The organism is Acidimicrobiales bacterium (assembly GCA_035533595.1).
Classification (GTDB): domain Bacteria; phylum Actinomycetota; class Acidimicrobiia; order Acidimicrobiales; family Bog-793; genus DATLTN01.
In genome coordinates, this window is sequence record DATLTN010000025.1 from 1 (window position 1) to 14,897 (window position 14,897).

General features: G+C 72.2%; 12 protein-coding genes. 4 read left to right on the forward strand and 8 right to left on the reverse strand.

Annotated features, from left to right (window positions below):
• The coding region (locus VNF07_04520) for a Rieske 2Fe-2S domain-containing protein (protein HVB05497.1) at nucleotides 1–270 on the reverse strand (270 nt) is incomplete at its 3' end.
• Nucleotides 271–387: 117 nt separating this feature from the next.
• Nucleotides 388–4,152 carry an ABC transporter ATP-binding protein gene (locus VNF07_04525; GenBank protein HVB05498.1) on the reverse strand — a complete coding sequence of 1,255 codons (3,765 nt, stop codon included), beginning with the start codon at nucleotides 4,150–4,152 and terminating at the stop codon, nucleotides 388–390.
• Between the two features lie 227 nt (nucleotides 4,153–4,379).
• Here VNF07_04525 and VNF07_04530 point away from each other — a divergent pair, with 227 nt between their 5' ends.
• Both VNF07_04530 and VNF07_04535 read left to right on the forward strand, forming a co-directional pair.
• Nucleotides 4,380–5,840, forward strand: a complete 1,461-nt coding sequence (locus VNF07_04530) for an ATP-binding protein (GenBank protein ID HVB05499.1) — start codon at nucleotides 4,380–4,382, stop codon at nucleotides 5,838–5,840.
• 120 nt (nucleotides 5,841–5,960) lie between these two features.
• On the forward strand, nucleotides 5,961–6,671 hold the full coding sequence (locus VNF07_04535; GenBank protein ID HVB05500.1) for a hypothetical protein: 711 nt from the start codon (nucleotides 5,961–5,963) through the stop codon (nucleotides 6,669–6,671).
• A gap of 34 nt (nucleotides 6,672–6,705) precedes the next feature.
• Here VNF07_04535 and VNF07_04540 read toward each other — a convergent pair whose 3' ends face one another.
• The 3 genes from VNF07_04540 to VNF07_04550 are packed head-to-tail and all read right to left on the reverse strand — an operon-like array spanning nucleotide 6,706 to nucleotide 9,651.
• Nucleotides 6,706–7,230, reverse strand: coding sequence for an isoprenylcysteine carboxylmethyltransferase family protein (locus tag VNF07_04540; protein HVB05501.1), 525 nt, complete (start codon nucleotides 7,228–7,230; stop codon nucleotides 6,706–6,708).
• A complete protein-coding gene (locus tag VNF07_04545; GenBank protein HVB05502.1) occupies nucleotides 7,227–8,198 on the reverse strand; it encodes an FKBP-type peptidyl-prolyl cis-trans isomerase in 972 nt (323 codons plus the stop codon). Before VNF07_04545 ends, VNF07_04540 begins: the two co-directional genes overlap by 4 nt.
• A 28-nt stretch (nucleotides 8,199–8,226) precedes the next feature.
• Nucleotides 8,227–9,651 carry an MmgE/PrpD family protein gene (locus VNF07_04550; protein ID HVB05503.1) on the reverse strand — a complete coding sequence of 475 codons (1,425 nt, stop codon included), beginning with the start codon at nucleotides 9,649–9,651 and terminating at the stop codon, nucleotides 8,227–8,229.
• Nucleotides 9,652–9,761: 110 nt separating this feature from the next.
• On the opposite strand from VNF07_04550, the gene VNF07_04555 reads away from it, so the two are divergent.
• Together VNF07_04555 and VNF07_04560 are read left to right on the forward strand one after the other, a co-directional pair.
• Nucleotides 9,762–9,983, forward strand: coding sequence for a hypothetical protein (locus VNF07_04555; GenBank protein HVB05504.1), 222 nt, complete (start codon nucleotides 9,762–9,764; stop codon nucleotides 9,981–9,983).
• Complete coding sequence (locus tag VNF07_04560; GenBank protein ID HVB05505.1) at nucleotides 9,980–10,594, forward strand: Maf family protein; 615 nt, start codon at nucleotides 9,980–9,982, stop codon at nucleotides 10,592–10,594. Before VNF07_04555 ends, VNF07_04560 begins: the two co-directional genes overlap by 4 nt.
• A gap of 18 nt (nucleotides 10,595–10,612) precedes the next feature.
• Here VNF07_04560 and VNF07_04565 read toward each other — a convergent pair whose 3' ends face one another.
• The 3 genes from VNF07_04565 to VNF07_04575 form a co-directional block, all read right to left on the reverse strand.
• Nucleotides 10,613–12,319 carry a thiamine pyrophosphate-requiring protein gene (locus tag VNF07_04565; protein ID HVB05506.1) on the reverse strand — a complete coding sequence of 569 codons (1,707 nt, stop codon included), beginning with the start codon at nucleotides 12,317–12,319 and terminating at the stop codon, nucleotides 10,613–10,615.
• A gap of 11 nt (nucleotides 12,320–12,330) precedes the next feature.
• Nucleotides 12,331–13,575: a Rieske 2Fe-2S domain-containing protein gene (locus tag VNF07_04570; protein HVB05507.1), complete on the reverse strand. Its 1,245-nt coding sequence runs from the start codon at nucleotides 13,573–13,575 to the stop codon at nucleotides 12,331–12,333.
• 72 nt (nucleotides 13,576–13,647) lie between these two features.
• Nucleotides 13,648–14,808 carry a cobalamin-independent methionine synthase II family protein gene (locus tag VNF07_04575; protein HVB05508.1) on the reverse strand — a complete coding sequence of 387 codons (1,161 nt, stop codon included), beginning with the start codon at nucleotides 14,806–14,808 and terminating at the stop codon, nucleotides 13,648–13,650.
• Nucleotides 14,809–14,897 lie beyond the last annotated feature (89 nt).

Consider the following 14,897-nt stretch of genomic DNA (forward strand, 5'->3'; position numbering starts at 1 on the left):
GCAGCGCAGCCCGCACTCTTCGTTTCTCCCGTAGAAGAGGGGCGCGAGGCGGTGCGCGCAGTAGGCGGCGACGAGGCCGACCTCGCCGGAGGAGTCTCTGAAGGCGACGAGGTCCTCGCCGAGGATGCGCACGCGGATCGGCGGGCTGTCCGGCTCGGCGATCTCCTCGGAGAGGCAGGCCGGGATCCAGTAGCGACGGAAGACCTCTCCCATCGGGGTCCCCGGTCCGACGCGGACGAGCCGCTCGTTCATCTCAGGTGTGATGTGCACGACGCACTCCCTTCGACACCGGAGCGAGCAGAAAGGTCCCCCGGGCTTTAACCAGCGATTCTAGCGGCGGGGGTCGTCCGCCAGCGGACCCGGCGCACGGGCGGGCGGGGGCGCCACTCAGCTGGCGAGGTCGAAGGCCCGCCAGAGGGTGGCGTAGAAGCCGCCCATCGCCACGAGCTCGTCGTGGTTCCCCGACTCGACCACCTGGCCGGCGTCGACGACGAAGATGCGGTCGGCACGGCGCGCCGTCTGCAGGCGGTGGGCGATGATCACCGTCGTCCGCCCGCTCGCGACGACCGCCATCGCGCGGTTGACCTTCGCCTCGCTCGCGAGGTCGAGGTTCGAGGTCGCCTCGTCGAGGAGGAGGATCGCCGGGTTGACGAGGAGCGCGCGGGCGAAGCAGAGGAGCTGGCGCTGGCCGATCGAGAGCGAGCGGCCCCCCTCGCGCACCGGTGAGAGGTAGCCGCCTGCGGCGACGATGAAGTCGTGCGCACCGACGCCCCTCGCCGCCGCCTCCACCTCCGCCTCGGTGGCATCCGGCCGCCCGTAGGCGATGTTGTCGCGGATCGTCGCGCTGAACAGGAACGGCTCCTGCGGCACGTAACCGAGGCGCTGGCGGTAGCCGGCGAGCTCGAGGGTGGTGAGCGGAGCGCCGTCGATCAGGATCTCCCCCGCCGTCGGGTCGTAGAAGCGGGCGAGCAGCTTCACCACCGTCGATTTCCCCGCCCCCGTCTCGCCGACGAGAGCGACGGTCTCCCCGGCGGCGATGTGCAGGTCGACCCCGGAGAGTGCCTCGGCGGCCTGGCCGGGGTAGGCGAAGTGGACGTCCACGAAGTCGATCGCCCCCGCCATCGCCTGCGGCACGACCGCCGAGGAAGCAGAGGCGACGCTCACCGGCGTCTCGAGGAGGCCGCCGAGCCGCCGCAGCCCCGCGGAGGCCTGCTGATAGGTGTCGAAGACCTGCGAGAGCTGCTGGATCGGCGCGAACAGCTGGGTGAGGTAGAGCAGGAAGGCGACGAGCGCGCCGACGGTGAGCACCCCCGAGTGCACGAGGTGGTAGCCGAAGCCGAGGACGAGGAGGATCGCGACGTTGCCGGCGAGCTCCGCGTAGGGGAAGTAGAGCGCCTGCAGGAACTGCGAGCGGATCCCGGCGTCGCGGTACTGGCCGGTGAGGGCACGGAAGTTCTCGGTACTGCGCGCCTCACGGCGGAAGGCCTGCGTGACGCGCACCCCCGACACGCTCTCCTGGAGGTCGGCGTTGACCGCGGCGATGCGGTCCCGCTGGCGGTCGTAGGCGACGCGCGAGCGGGCCCGGTACCAGAAGGTGCCGAAGAGCAGCGGCGGGATGACGATGAAGACGATGAGCGCGAGGTGCGGGTTCATCGCGATGAGGACGAAGCCGACGCCGAGGAAGCTCGCCCCGTTTACGAGCGCGTTCACGAGGCCCGACTGCAGGAGCTGGGAGAGGGTGTCGACGTCCGAGCCCATGCGGGTGAGGACCCGCCCGCCCATCTCCCGGTCGTAGTAGTCGAGGCCGAGCCGCTGCAGGTGGGCGAAGACCTTGGCGCGCATCCCGTAGAGGAGGCGCTCACCCGTCCGCCCGGTGATGAAGATCTCGCGCCACATGAACCACCAGTCGATGGTGTTCACCGCGAGGTAGAGGCCGGCGAGCGCGAAGAGCACTCGCTCACGGTGGCCGGTGATCCCCGAGTCGATCGTGTGGCGGACGATCTGCGGGCCAACGAGGCCGCAGAGGGCGTCGAGCATCACGAAGAGCGTCCCGAAGGCGAGCTGGGGATAGAAGGGGCGCAGGTAGCGGGCGAAGTGGAAGCGTCCTGCGACCTGCTCGGTCTCGCGCGCGTTGTCGAGGTCGGGGACGTCGCGCACCGGTGGGAGCTTGCCGATCTGCTCGAGCAGCTCTGGGGTGGGCGGCCCTCCGAGGCCGCGCCGGGTGGCGCGGCTGCTCACGAGGTCGAAGCGGACCCCTTCGAAGCCGGCGAGCTCGTCGGCGGGCGGCTCCCAGGCCTCCGGGCTCGCGGGGGCGTCGGCGGCGGCGGTGCCCCCCTCGGCGCTCTCTCCGGGGCCAGAGATCAGCTCCCGGTACGAGTCGCAGCGCGCCATCAGCTCCTCGTGGCTCCCCGAGTCGAGGACCGAGCCCCCTTCGAGCACGACGATGCGGCTCGCGAGGCGCAGCGTCGAGCGGCGGTGGGCGATGAGGATCGTCGTCCGCCCGACCATGAGGCGCCGCAGGGTGTGGTGGATCTCCTCCTCGACCCGACTGTCGATCGAGGAGGTGGCGTCGTCGAGGAGGAGGATCTTCGGGTCGGTGAGGAGCGCCCGCGCGAGGGTGATGCGCTGCCGCTGGCCCCCCGAGAGGAGCAGGCCCCGCTCGCCGACGACGGTGTCGTAGCCCTGGGGGAGGTTGCTGATGAAGCGGTGCGCCTCGGCGGCGCGCGCCGCGGCCTCGATCTGCTCCTCGGTCGCATCGGGGCGGCCGAAGGCGATGTTCGAGCGGATCGAGTCGGAGAAGAGGAAGGCGTCCTCGAAGACCACGCCGATCTGGCGGCGGAGGCTGCCGAGGGTGAGGTCGCGCACGTCGACCCCCTCGATGCGCACCCGCCCCTGCTGGACGTCGTAGAAGCGCGGCAGGAGGAGGCCGATCGTCGACTTCCCCGAGCCGGAGGTGCCGACGATGGCGATCGTCTCGCCTGGGGCGACCTTCAGGTGCAGGTTGGAGAGCACCGGCTCGGAGCGGTGGTAGCCGAAGGAGACCCCCTCGAAGGCGATCGCGCCGTGCTCGACGACCAGCGTCGAGGCGCCCTCGCGCTCGGTGACGTCCGGCAGCGAGTCGAGGAGCTCGAGCACGCGCTCCGCCCCGGCGCGCGCCTGCTGCGCGGAGACGATCACGCTCGCCATCTGGCGGGCCGGGGAGGCGAGCTGCGCGAGGTAGGTCATGAAGGCGACGAGCGTCCCGACCGAGAGGTGGCCCCGGAAGGCGAGATAGGCGCCGAGGGTGAAGACCCCGACCTGTGCGAACTGCGGGATCGCCTGCAGGGTCGAACTGCGCCGGGCGCGCAGCCGCAGGTTGCGCATCCGCGAGCCGAACAGCTTGACGAGCGCGGCGAGGAGGCGGTGCAGCTCGCGGCGCTCCTGGCCGAAGCCCTTCACGACCCGCACCCCCGAGACGGCGTCGTCGACGACGCCCATCATCTCGGCCATGCGGGCCTGGGCTTCCCACTGCGAGGGGTAGACGACCTTGCGCATCCGCAGCGAGAAGTAGAAGAGGATCGGGATCTCGGGCAGCACCGCGGCGGCGAGTGGGGCGTCGAGGAAGAACATGATCACCAGCGCGAAGAGGAACTGCAGCAGGTTCGTCAGCAGGTTCGGCACCTGGTTAAGGAGCTGGCGGACGAGGTTGAGGTCGGAGTTGGTCCGCGAGGTCAGCTGACCCGTCTGCAGCTCGTCGTGGCGGGCGAAGTCGAGCGACTGCAGGTGCGAGTAGACGGCGTTGCGGAGGTCGCAGTCGACCTCCCAGCTGATCCGCCCTCCGTGGAAGCGCCGCACCCAGCCGGCGGCGAAGCGCAGCGCGAAGAGGCCGCCCATCACGATGAGGTAGGGCGCCATCGGCTGACGTTTGTAGAGCGAGTCGTCGATGATGTGCCGCTGCACGAGGGGCGTCGCCGCCTGGGCGAGGACCGCGAAGATCGAGCCGACGAGGGCGACCGCGATGACGCGCCGGTGCGAGGCGAAGATCGGCCACAGGCGGCGGACCCAACCACCTGCCGAGGCGGGCGCGGGCTGCGGGCCGGCGGGGGGCGGCGGGGGTCCCTCGGGCGTCCAGCTCGACGGTGGGGGTGCGGTCGTGGTGCGGGGCGCCCTCATCGGCTCCTCGGCGATCGGTGGGTCATCTCGTCCTCGGGCGGACCGCCGGTGGCGGGCGGCAAAACCAGTAGGTAATCGAACTGTTTAACACACCAACTAAGTGGTGACGTGTCCACCGTTCGGGGGTACCTTCCTTCTGTCAGAGATCTGACTAAAAGACCCCCTCTTACTGTCCACTAGCTGACGATAAGAGGGGGTCTTTCCGGCAGACTTGCCACACTGCGCTCATGTTGCACGACGACGAAATCGTCGAGATGAACCCGTGGTGGACAGATCCCGCTTGGACCGCGAGAGACCCGGAACTTAGACGTCTCGCGAGTCAACCGACCCGACTGCCGACTCCACAGATTGCCCGCATCGACCTTCGGGACGTCGGCACCTACGTCATCCGAGGGCCTCGCCAAGTCGGAAAGTCGACGGACTTGAAGCTCCTCGCCACCCAGGCGCTCGCAGACGGACGCAAACCCACCGATGTCGTCTATCTCGCCCTGGACACGCGGGAGGACCAATCCTCCGAGCAGGTGACTCGCAGCGTCCGCCGAGCGTTCGAACTTTCTCGGTCCGCCCCTGACGGACTCCTCCTTCTCGACGAGGTCACTTATGTAAAGCGATGGGCGAACGCCGTCAAGGCTCTCTTCGAGGGCGGGATCACCGACAGAGCGACCCTTGTATGCACCGGATCCTCCGCGACCGACCTCGCCCTCGCGGAATCCGAGGGCTTACCGGGTCGGCGCGGAACGGGCGACGACATCCTCGTACTTCCACAGGACTTCGGAGCATTCGCCCGCGCCGTCGACCCATCACTGCCGGAGCCGCCCGGCATGACAATCGGTGCCCTCCTGAGCGACGACGGTAAGGATCTCATGATGCAGACGAGACTGCATCTGCCCCGTCTCCAGCAGGCGTTCGAGCGCTACCTCGTCTTCGGCGGCCTACCGGCCGCGGTCGCCGAGGCGGTGGAGGGGGCACCGCGGCCGAGCGAGGCGACGAAGCGGGTGCTCACCGATGCGCTCATGAGGGACCTCCGTAAGAAAGGGGGGACGGTCCCGGCAATCGAGGCGCTCCTGGAACGGGTGCTGCGTTCGCTCTCATCAAGGGTCAGCTGGCAACACATGGCCTCGGAGGTGGATGTTCCGCTCGGCGGACGCGGCCCGACTCCATCGAGGACGGATCGGAGGACTCTCCAGGACTACATCGAGTTCATGGCAGCCGGATACTTCGCCCTCGTTCTCTACTTCTGGAAAACCGACCTCGGCACGTCCGACCTGTCGAAGGATAAGAAGATCTACTTCGGCGACCCCCTTCTCCACACCGTCACCATTGATCGCATCGGCTCAACTCCTGACATGCACGCGCTGGTCGAGAATGCGGTCGGAATCCATCTCTATCGGCGCTACGAGCCGAGCGCCAGGCAACCGGAGACCTTCGTCGCTCCGGATTGTCTTCACGTCTGGGGCACCAGGAGCGGCGGCGAGATCGACTTCGTCTGCGGACCGCGAGACGGCATTGACGCGGTTGAGGTGGCCGACTGGGTGAAGGTGAACCGGCAGAAGGCGACGGCTCCGATGCGAGCGCTTCCGGATCGTCTGAGTCTTGTGGCAACTCGTACGGAGCTGGAGTTCGGCTCCGGGGTGAACTTGGTGCCCGCTGCGATGCTCGCTTGGGCCGTAAGCAGCCCCGCACGCTAAGCAGGATGCCAACGGCATCCGGCTTGGGTTCGCCAACGGACACGCCGCCAACCAAGTCATGGGATCGTAAGTCCTGGTGATCGCGGTCCGGCGCGGACCGCGCCGCTGTACGCTCGGCCGATGGCGGGCGGGCAGCACGACGAGCAGCTCTTCGCCGAGCTGCGTGCCGTCGCCACGGCGACCCTCGCGGCGCAGCTCCGCCGCCACGAGCTCGATGCCGCGGTCCTCTCCGGCCTCACCCCGCTCGCCCCCGGCCAGAAGCTCGTCGGCCGGGCACGCACGCTGCGCTACCTGCCCTTCCGCGAGGACCTCGCCGCCGCCAAGGGGATGGGGGTGCAGCGCAGCCTGATCGAGTCGCTCGCGCCCGGCGACGTGCTCGTGATCGAGGCGCGCGGCGTCACCGACGCGGGGACGATCGGCGACATCTCGGCGCTGCGGGCCCGCGAACGGGGCGCCGCGGGGATCGTCACCGACGGCGCGCTGCGCGACGCGGCGGTGATCGCCTCGTTCGGCCTGCCCGTCTACTTCTCCGGGACCAACCCCGCGCAGCCGAGCCGCCGCCACGTGCCCTTCGAGTCCGACGTCGCGGTGGCGTGCGCGGGTGTCCTCGTCGAGCCGGGCGATGTGCTCGTCGGCGACGACGACGGCGTCGTCCTGCTGCCCGCTGCGGCAGCTGCGGCGATCGCCGCCGACGCCCTCGCGCAGGAGGAAGAGGAGCGCTTCGTCGCGGCGCGCGTCGCCGAGGGGGAGTCGCTCCTCGGCCTGTTCCCGATGGGTCCCGAATGGCGCGCCCGCTACGAGGCCTCCAAGGAGCGCCCGCCGGCCCGATGAGGCGCGCCAGCGGCGGCCGCGGGAGCGCGGCCGCTCAGTGCGCGGCGACGAGCGCCCGGATGCGGTCGGGGTCGATACCCCAGCGCGGCACCTCGGTGAGGTAGCGCGCGTAGTCCTCGCCGAAGCGCTCGAGGAGGTTCGCCTCGTCGCCCTTCACCCGCTCGTTGAACCACGGCACGTTGCCGAGCGCGAAGCAGAGCGCGAGCGGGGAGGAGGTGAGCACCGCCAGCCCGAAGAGGTAGAGCAGGTGGCCCGTGTACATCGGGTTGCGGGTCAGCGAGTAGATCCCGGTGGTCACGAGCTGTTCGGGGGGTGGCCCGGAGAGCCCCGAGCCACCGCCGGCGATGCCCTGCCGGTAGGGGCCGCACAGGCGGTAGAGGGCGAAGCCGGCGGCCATCGGCACGAGGCCGATGAAGCGCAGCTTGCGGCGGCGGAACGGCTGGCCGAGGAGGACGACCGCGGGGGCCACCGCGAAGTCGCGCTTCGAGGTGGAGCGGCACCAGCGCCACGCCACCTGGAAGAGCTCGTCGAGCCGCGAGGTGGTCGGCTCCTCGCTCACTTGGACCTCGGTTCGGTCGGCTGGCCGATGATGTCGATCGCGACCGCGTAGGGGCCGCCCTGGGAGGTCTTCGGTATCTCGAGCAGCACCCGGCTGCCGACGGGGAGGCCGATCAGCGGGTCGTAGTAGCTCGGCGACTGCGGGTTGCCGACCGGATCGCCCTCGGGATCACCGCTCGCCCAGGTCGAGCCGAGCACCTGGCCGCTCCAGGCCGCCGCGACGTACTGCAGCACCACGAGGCCGGCCCTCACCTTCGGCCCGTCGCCCTTGGCGACGAGGAAGGCAGCGAGCGAGGAGGGGAGAGCGGCGGTCTTCGCGATCTGGATCTTCGGGACGCCGCCGAGCGCGCCGGTGACCTGGACGCCGTGCACGGTCGAGTGCAGCCCGCTCGCGTGCGCGTCACCGCCCTCGGTCGTCGGATAGTCGGCGACGACGTCGACCACGAAGACGAGGTCGTCGGTGCCGGTGATCCCGGCCCCGGTGTTGCCCTTCGCGCCGTAGCCGTCTGCGGGCGGGATGACGAGCAGCAGCCGTGAACCCACGCGAGCGCCGGTGAGGCCGGTGTCCCACCCCTTGATCACCTGGCCACGCCCGACGGCGAAGTCGAAGAGCTCGTGGTGCTTGAACGAGCTGTCGAAGTTGGTGTCGAAGACCTTCCCTCGCCAGATCTGGCCGAGATAGTTGACGACGACGAGGTCGTGGTTCTTCACGACCGGGCCGCTGCCGCGCGAGAGCACCTTCTCCTCGAAGGCGGTGGGCGCCTTGGAGGAGGGGAAGTCGAGCTTCGGCACGCTCCCGAAGCCGTCGCTCACGTGCGGGTAGACCGGCGCGCTCGCCGCGACGGCCGCCCCCGCCGTGAGGAGCGCGAGCAGCGGCAGAAAGACGAGCAGGACAGCGAGGGCGCGGCGCACGGGCACTCCGGAGAAGAGGTGGTCGAAAGGGCGGTGCGCGCCGAGCCTACCCCGCACCCGCCGAGCGGCGGCCGGCGGTAGTGGGTCAGTTTGACGATTGAAACTGACCCACTACCCGGCCGGTGGGGGGCGTCGCGAACAGGCCACGGACGTCGGGGAGCGCGTCCAGCCCCTCGACCGCGGCGACGAGGCGGTCGAGCTCGCCCGCCGGCCGCGGTGCGACTGACGCCGCGTTGGCGGCGGTGAGCTTGTCCGCGAGCGCCTCGCCGTCGAGGCGCTCCTCGTTGCGCGGCGCGAGCGGCTCCCGGTGGGCCGCACCCGCGGCGGTGACGACCTCGACAGCGGGCTCGCCGTCGAAGGTGTGGGCGGTCGCCGCGAGGAGCGCCGCGACCTCGGCTCCGCCGAGCGGCCCCGCCCCGGCGCGCAGGTCCGCGATCCGCAGCGCTCCGTGGGCGAGGGCGCAGGCGACCCCGAAGGCGATGCTGTTCGCCGCCGCCGAGGCGTTCTGTGGTTGGCGGCGGGCCGCTGCGGGCTCGAGCCAGTCCCGCTCGGCGGGCGCCGCGGTGATCCGCACCGCCGAGAGCTCGCTGGCGGAGAGAGCGGCACGCCCAGCTAGACGGAGCGCGGCGTCGACGTAGGGCTGCACGACGCCGCTCGCCGGCCACCGCTTGAGGGCCGCGCTTCCCGCCGACCACTCCTCCCCGAAGCCGTCGAGGGCCCCCGCGAGGGCCTCCTCCCCGAGCTCGAAGAAGACGGGCATCAGCCCCGCGTCGCCCTCGAGGGCGCTCATCCGCGCGTCGACCCCGCCGGCGGCGAGGGTCGCCGCGAGCACCCCGCCGAGGCAGGCGAAGGCACCGTAGAGGCCCTTCGCGGGTGCGTCCCCCTCGATCATCACCTGCTTGGTCCCCGCCGTCTGCATCAGCGCGAGGCCGAGCGCCGAGAGCGTCGCCTCGGGGTCGAGGCAAAGGACGCGGGCCGCACCGCAGGCGGCCGCCAGGTAGCCGATCACCTGGCCGAGGAGCCACCCGCCGTCGCGCCGGCCGTGGATCTCGCCGCCCCCCGAGCGCGCCGCCCTCGCGAGGCGCTCGGCCACCTCGCCGGCGAGGAGCGAGGCCGTGAGCAGCTCGGCACCGCTCACGGCGATGCTCCGGCTCTCGGCCGCGGCGAGGACGGGGGCGAGCGCGACGAGGCCGACGTGGCCACCCGAGGCGCCGTTGGCGTCGAAGTTCAGCGCGTGCACGTGGCCGCCGTTCACGAATGCGGCGTGCGCCGGGGCGGTCCGCTGCCCGCTCGCCAGCAGGGTCGCGGCTCCGGCGCCGGCGAGCGCCGGGGCGGAGGCCGCCTCGGCGAGGGTGCCGACGTCGACCTCGCTGCCGGCGAGGGCACAGGCAAAGGCGTCGAGGATCACCCGCCGCCCGGCGGCGCGCGTCTCCTCGGAGAGGGCGTCCGCAGGCAGCGTCGCGACGCTGCGCGCCAACCCCACGCTGAACCGCCCGAAGCCCTCGGCCATCGTCTCCTCCCCGCCCATGATCGCCGACGACGGGCGCCGCCGCCCGCGTGCGGGGCGGCCCCGCCGCGAGCGGCGGTAGCTTCGGGCTCGCCGACGAGCAAGGGAGCCCGATGCCAGAGCTAACGATCCGCCAGGCCGTGGACAGCGTCCTCGCCCAGGCGCACGCCGACACTCCGATGGGACAGGCCATCGCGAGCAGCCAGGTGCGGGTCACCGACGACATCGACGGGCACACCGAGATCCTCCGCCACCTCCTCTCGATGGGCGAGGCGACCGAGGCGCTGCTGCGCATCCTCGCCCTCGAGCTCGACGACCTGAAGGCCGCGCGCTGAACGACGCGCGGCGGCGCCTCGTCCTCGCCTCGGCCTCCCCCGCCCGCCTCCGGCTGCTGCGCGCCGCGGGGCTGGACCCGGAAGTGATCGTGAGCGCAGCCGACGAGCAGTGGGAGGGGCGGCGCCCGACCGCTGCGGTCGTGCAGCTCCTCGCCCGACGCAAGGCGGAGGCCGTCGCCGTGGCGGCCGGGGACGCGCTCGTCATCGCCGCAGACTCCCTCCTCGACCTCGGCGGCGAGGCGCTCGGCAAGCCCGGCAGCGCCGAGGTCGCCCGCGAGCGCTGGATCCGCCTCAGCGGCGCGCGGGGAACGCTCTGCACCGGCCAGTACCTCCTCGACGCGGCGACCGGCCGCGCCGCCGTCCACCTCAGTGAGACGGCGGTGCACTTCGCCTCGCCGAGCGACGAGGAGATCGCCGCCTACGTGGGGAGCGGCGAGCCGATCGAGGTCGCCGGCGCCTTCACCATCGACGGCCTCGGCTCCGCCTTCGTCACCCGCGTCGAGGGGGACGCGAGCGCCGTCGTCGGCCTCTCGATCGCCGGCCTGCGCCTGCAGCTCGCCGAGCTCGGCGTCGGCCTCACCGAGCTCTGGCGGGGCGCCCGCCGGGGCTGACGGCGGCGCCGAGCAGCGTCAGTTCTGCTGCACCGCCACGACGACGAGCGCCGCCCTGCCCCCCTCGACCGCCGCCAGCCCTCGCCGCAGCGCACCGTCGAGCTCGCGGTGGTGCTCGACCCGCTCGCCGTGCGCGTGGCAGGCGGCGGCCAGCGCGACGAAATCGGGGGTCCCCTCGAAGCGGGTCCCGACCGCGTCGGCCGCGAGCGCCGAGGCGCCCTCGGGGAAGAGCTCGTAGACCGGGAGGCGGCTCGCCCGGTAGCCGCCGTTGTCGAGCACGACGGCGAGGAAGGGGGCGCCGAGGGCGGCGGCCATCATCCACGCCGAGGTGGGCACGCCGAACAGCAGGCTCCCGTCGCCGCAGACGGCGACGACCCGCCGATCCGGGCGGGCGAGCTTCACGCCGACGGCACCACCGAGCGCCCAGCCGAGGCCGGGAGCGAAGGGGCCGGCGACTGTCCCCGGCTCGCTGCGCACGAGGTGCTCGTAGAGCAGGCCAGAGTTCGTCACCGCCTCCTCGATCACCACGTCCTCGGGGCGCAGGACGGCGTTCATCGCCGCGAAGACGTCGCGCGGGACGAGGTGCTCGGGGTCGGCGGGGGCCGCCTCCGGCGGCGGGTCGGGGACCGCCGCGGCGGCGCGCGCCGCCCACCTCTCGGCGAGGTCGGGATCGTCGGCGGCGCGGCGCGCCAGCGCCTCGACGAGCTGGGTGACGGCCGTCGGGCCGTCGGCGCGCACCGAGTGGTCGACCGGGAAGGCCCACAGCGGCATGGTCTCGTGCAGCGGCTCGGGGTCGACGTACACGACGGTCGCGGCCGCGGCGGGCTGCACGAAGCGGGGGATCCAGGGGACGTCGCACTCGACGACGAGCACGACGTCGGCGGTACGCAGGGCGGCCGCCTTGGCTGCAGGTGAGCGGCGGTGCAGCGGGTGCAGGGTGGCGATCGACAGCGGCCCGGTGTCGGCGCCGCGCACCACCTCCATGCCGAGCAGCTCGACGAGGCGGGTCGCCGCCGCGAAGCCCTCGGCGCTGCGTCCGAGGCGGGAGGTGACGAGGAGCGGGCGCTCGGCCCCGGCGAGCAGCCCGCTCAAATGAGCGAGCGTCGCGGCGTCGACTGCCGCGGGGCTCGGCACGGCGTAGCCGGCGCTGCGCGGCGCGGGCGCCGGGGCGTCCATCAACACGTCGCGCGAGACCGTCACGTACACCGGCCCCGCCGGGTAGCTCGTCGCGAGCTGCACCGCACGGCCGATGGCGCGGCCGAGCATCTCCGGGCGGGTGATCTCGAGACAGGCCTTGGTGTAGGGGCGGACGATCGAAGCCTGGTCGGGCACGTCCTGCAGCCACTGGATGTAACCGCTCCGCCCGCCGGGGGCCGTGGCGTCCTCCCCGTAGGGGGTGCGGCCGGCGAGGATCACCACGCCGGCGCGGTCACGGAAGGCGTCGTGCATCATCGCCCCGAGGTTCTGGGTGCCGGCGTCGACGTGGACGAAGAGGCACTGCGGCCGTCCGGTCGCCTGGTAGTAGGCGTGCGCCGCGGCGAGCGAGACTGCCTCGAAGGTCGAGGGGTGGACGGCGGGGATCGCCACTCCCCGCTCGGGGAGGGTGCGCATCGCCTCCTGCAGCGGTGCCGAGTCGGTGCCCGGGTTGAGGAAGAAGTGCTCGACGCCGTGCTCGGCGAGGAGCGCGAGCAGCTGCTCGGCGACCGTGGCGTAGGCGGCGCCCAAGGGGGCCTCCCTCAGCGGCCGATGAGGTCGGCGGTGGCCGCGAGCCAGTCGGCGCCCTCGGGGAGGATGACGCCCCCCGAGCGCACCCGGTAGACCTCGGGTTCGTCGACCCCGGGCGGAGCGACGCCCTCCTCGGCGAGCGCGCGCGCCGCCACGGCGAGGCGCTTCCTTAGGAGGATGACCATCACGTCCGAGCTCGCGAGGTGCTCGCGCTCGCGGTGCAGGAGCGGCCCCATCGACTCGGTGATCGCCTTGTCCTGCATGTGGATGCCGGGGATCCCCGTGTAGGAGTCGCGGCGCTGGGCGGCGCGGTCCATGCGGTAGTCGTTCCCGAAGACGGCGAGCGGCCGGAAACGGTCGAACCAGCCGCTGCCGTTCGGCTGCAGCTCGGCGTCGGAGACGACCGGCACGGTGCCCCCCTTCTCCCCCATCGAGAAGAACAGCACGTGCTCGTCGTCCATCGGCACCCAGGCGCGGGTGAGCACCTGCTCACCGAGGACGCCGGTCGGGATGTGCGAGAAGACGGGGAAGAGGAACTGCGCGATCCGCCAGTAGGTCTCCCCGCTCCCGGCCGGGCGGTAGGCCCCGTACATCGCCCCGTAGGGGGTGTCGAGCGCCGCATAGCGGGGGGCGCGGTCGCGGACCGTGTAGTAGTTGAAGGAGCCCTCCTCGAAGTCCTCCGGCTGCTGGGCGCCCATGTGCAAAAAGCCGAGGTGGCTCGTGTCGAGCTCGCCCTCGATCGCCTGCAGCCAGTTGCACTCGCGCGAGACGGCGTAGACCTGGCGCTCCGCCTCGCCGAGCTCTGCAGCCTCGAGGGCGGGCGGCGCGGGCGGGACCTCGCGTGGGCCGAGATAGGCCCAGATCACGCCGCCCCGCTCGGTGACGGGGTAGGCGCGCGCCGCAACGTGCTGCTTGAAGCGCGAGTTCGGCGGCTCGTTCGGCATGTCGACGCAGCGACCGCGGGCGTCGAACTTCCAGCCGTGGTAGACGCAGCGGAGGCCGTCGTGCTCGTTGCGGCCGAAGTAGAGGCTCGCGCCCCGGTGCGGGCAGCCGTGGTCGAGAAGGCCGACCTCGCCCGCCGAGTCCCGGAAGGCGACGAGCGCCTCGCCCAAGAGCATCACCCGCACGGGGTCACAGTCCGGCGCGGGCAGCTCGCTCGACAGGAGTGCGGGCAGCCAGTACTGGCGCATGAGCTCGCCCATCGGCGTGCCCGGCCCCGTCTCGGTGAGGAAGCGGTTCTCCTCGACGTCAAGCACCGGGATCCATCCTTTCCTCGCGCGCGCGGCCGGCGGCCACCTCGCTCGTTGCTGCGCCGGAGGTCGCGGCGCTCACCACAGCGCCTCGCTCGCCAGCCGGGCCCCGGCGGCGAGCGCCTCGAGCTTGGCCCAGGTGATCTCGGGGTGGCCGACGCGCGCCGCGAGGCCGCAGTCGGTGCCGGCGATGACGTTCTCCCGCCCGAGCAGGCCGGCGAAGCGCAGCAGCCGCTGGCAAACGAGCTCGGGGTGCTCGATGAGGTCGCTCGCGTGGCCGACAGCGCCCGGCATGAGGATCCGCCCCTCGGGGAGCTTCACCTCCTCCCAGAGCCGCCACTCGTGCTCGTGCGTCGGGTTCGCCGCCTCGACCGAGAGGCACTGCGCAGGGACGCGCAGCACGATGTCGATAATGTCGCGCAGCGCGATGTCGTCCCGGTGGGGGCCATGCTGGCTCCCCCAGCAGACGTGCAGCCGGACCTTCTCCTCGGGGATGCCGCGCAGCGCGTGCAGGAGGGCCTCGACGCGCAGCGTCGCGTAGTCCCGGTACTCGGCAACGGTCATCTCCGGGTACATCTGCCAGCCGTCGGGGAGGTCGGGGTCGTCGAGCTGCAGGATGAGGCCGGCATCGGTGATCGCCAGGTACTCCTCGCGCATCGCCTCGGCGATCGCGAAGAGCAGCGCCTCGTCGTCGGGGTAGTGCTCGTTGAAGAGCCAGTGCTCGACCGTCCCCGGGGTGATCGCGGGGAGGTAGGCCTCGACGTCGAGGCCGGCCGTCGCCTGCTGCAGGCGGGCGATGTCGGCCTGCACCGCCTCGGCGCCGATGTAGGCGAGGGGGGCGGTGCAGAAGTAAGGATCGTTGTTGGTGCTCGCCCGGTTGGCGTTCACCCCCCGCCCGACGCCGCCGAGGCCCGCCGCGTAGAAACCGGGGAAGTCGCGCTGGTCCCGCAGGTTGGGGCTGCGCGTCCGCAGCCCGTCGGGGAGCGGCCGCTGCTCGATGCCGGAGAGGCGCTCGCGGACGTAGCCGGAGAAGCCGCCGCGCTTCGCGACCTCGCCGTCGTTCACGACGTCGATCCCGATGTCGGCCTGGTGGCGCACGACCTCGGCGACCGCGCTCTCGAGGCGGGCGTCGAAGGCGGCGCGCGATCCCTCACCGGCGAGGAGCAGCTGCTGCAGGTCGTCGGGGCGAGGCAGCACACCGGCGTGTGAGACGCGGATCCGCCCTTCGCTGCGCTGCATCGGCCCCCCTCGCTCGGCTCGCGGCAGTGTAGGCCGAGGCGCGGGCCGCGCCACAGTGGCAGGGTAAGGAGCGCGCCACAGTGGCAGGG

Bases quoted from the DNA above. Each gene is read 5' to 3' on its own strand.
- VNF07_04525 (HVB05498.1), bottom strand. From the start codon at position 4,152: ATGAGGGCGCCCCGCACCACGACCGCACCCCCACCGTCGAGCTGGACG.
- VNF07_04530 (HVB05499.1), top strand. From the start codon at position 4,380: ATGTTGCACGACGACGAAATCGTCGAGATGAACCCGTGGTGGACAGAT.
- VNF07_04535 (HVB05500.1), top strand. From the start codon at position 5,961: ATGGCGGGCGGGCAGCACGACGAGCAGCTCTTCGCCGAGCTGCGTGCC.
- VNF07_04550 (HVB05503.1), bottom strand. From the start codon at position 9,651: ATGGCCGAGGGCTTCGGGCGGTTCAGCGTGGGGTTGGCGCGCAGCGTC.
- VNF07_04555 (HVB05504.1), top strand. From the start codon at position 9,762: ATGCCAGAGCTAACGATCCGCCAGGCCGTGGACAGCGTCCTCGCCCAG.
- VNF07_04575 (HVB05508.1), bottom strand. From the start codon at position 14,808: ATGCAGCGCAGCGAAGGGCGGATCCGCGTCTCACACGCCGGTGTGCTG.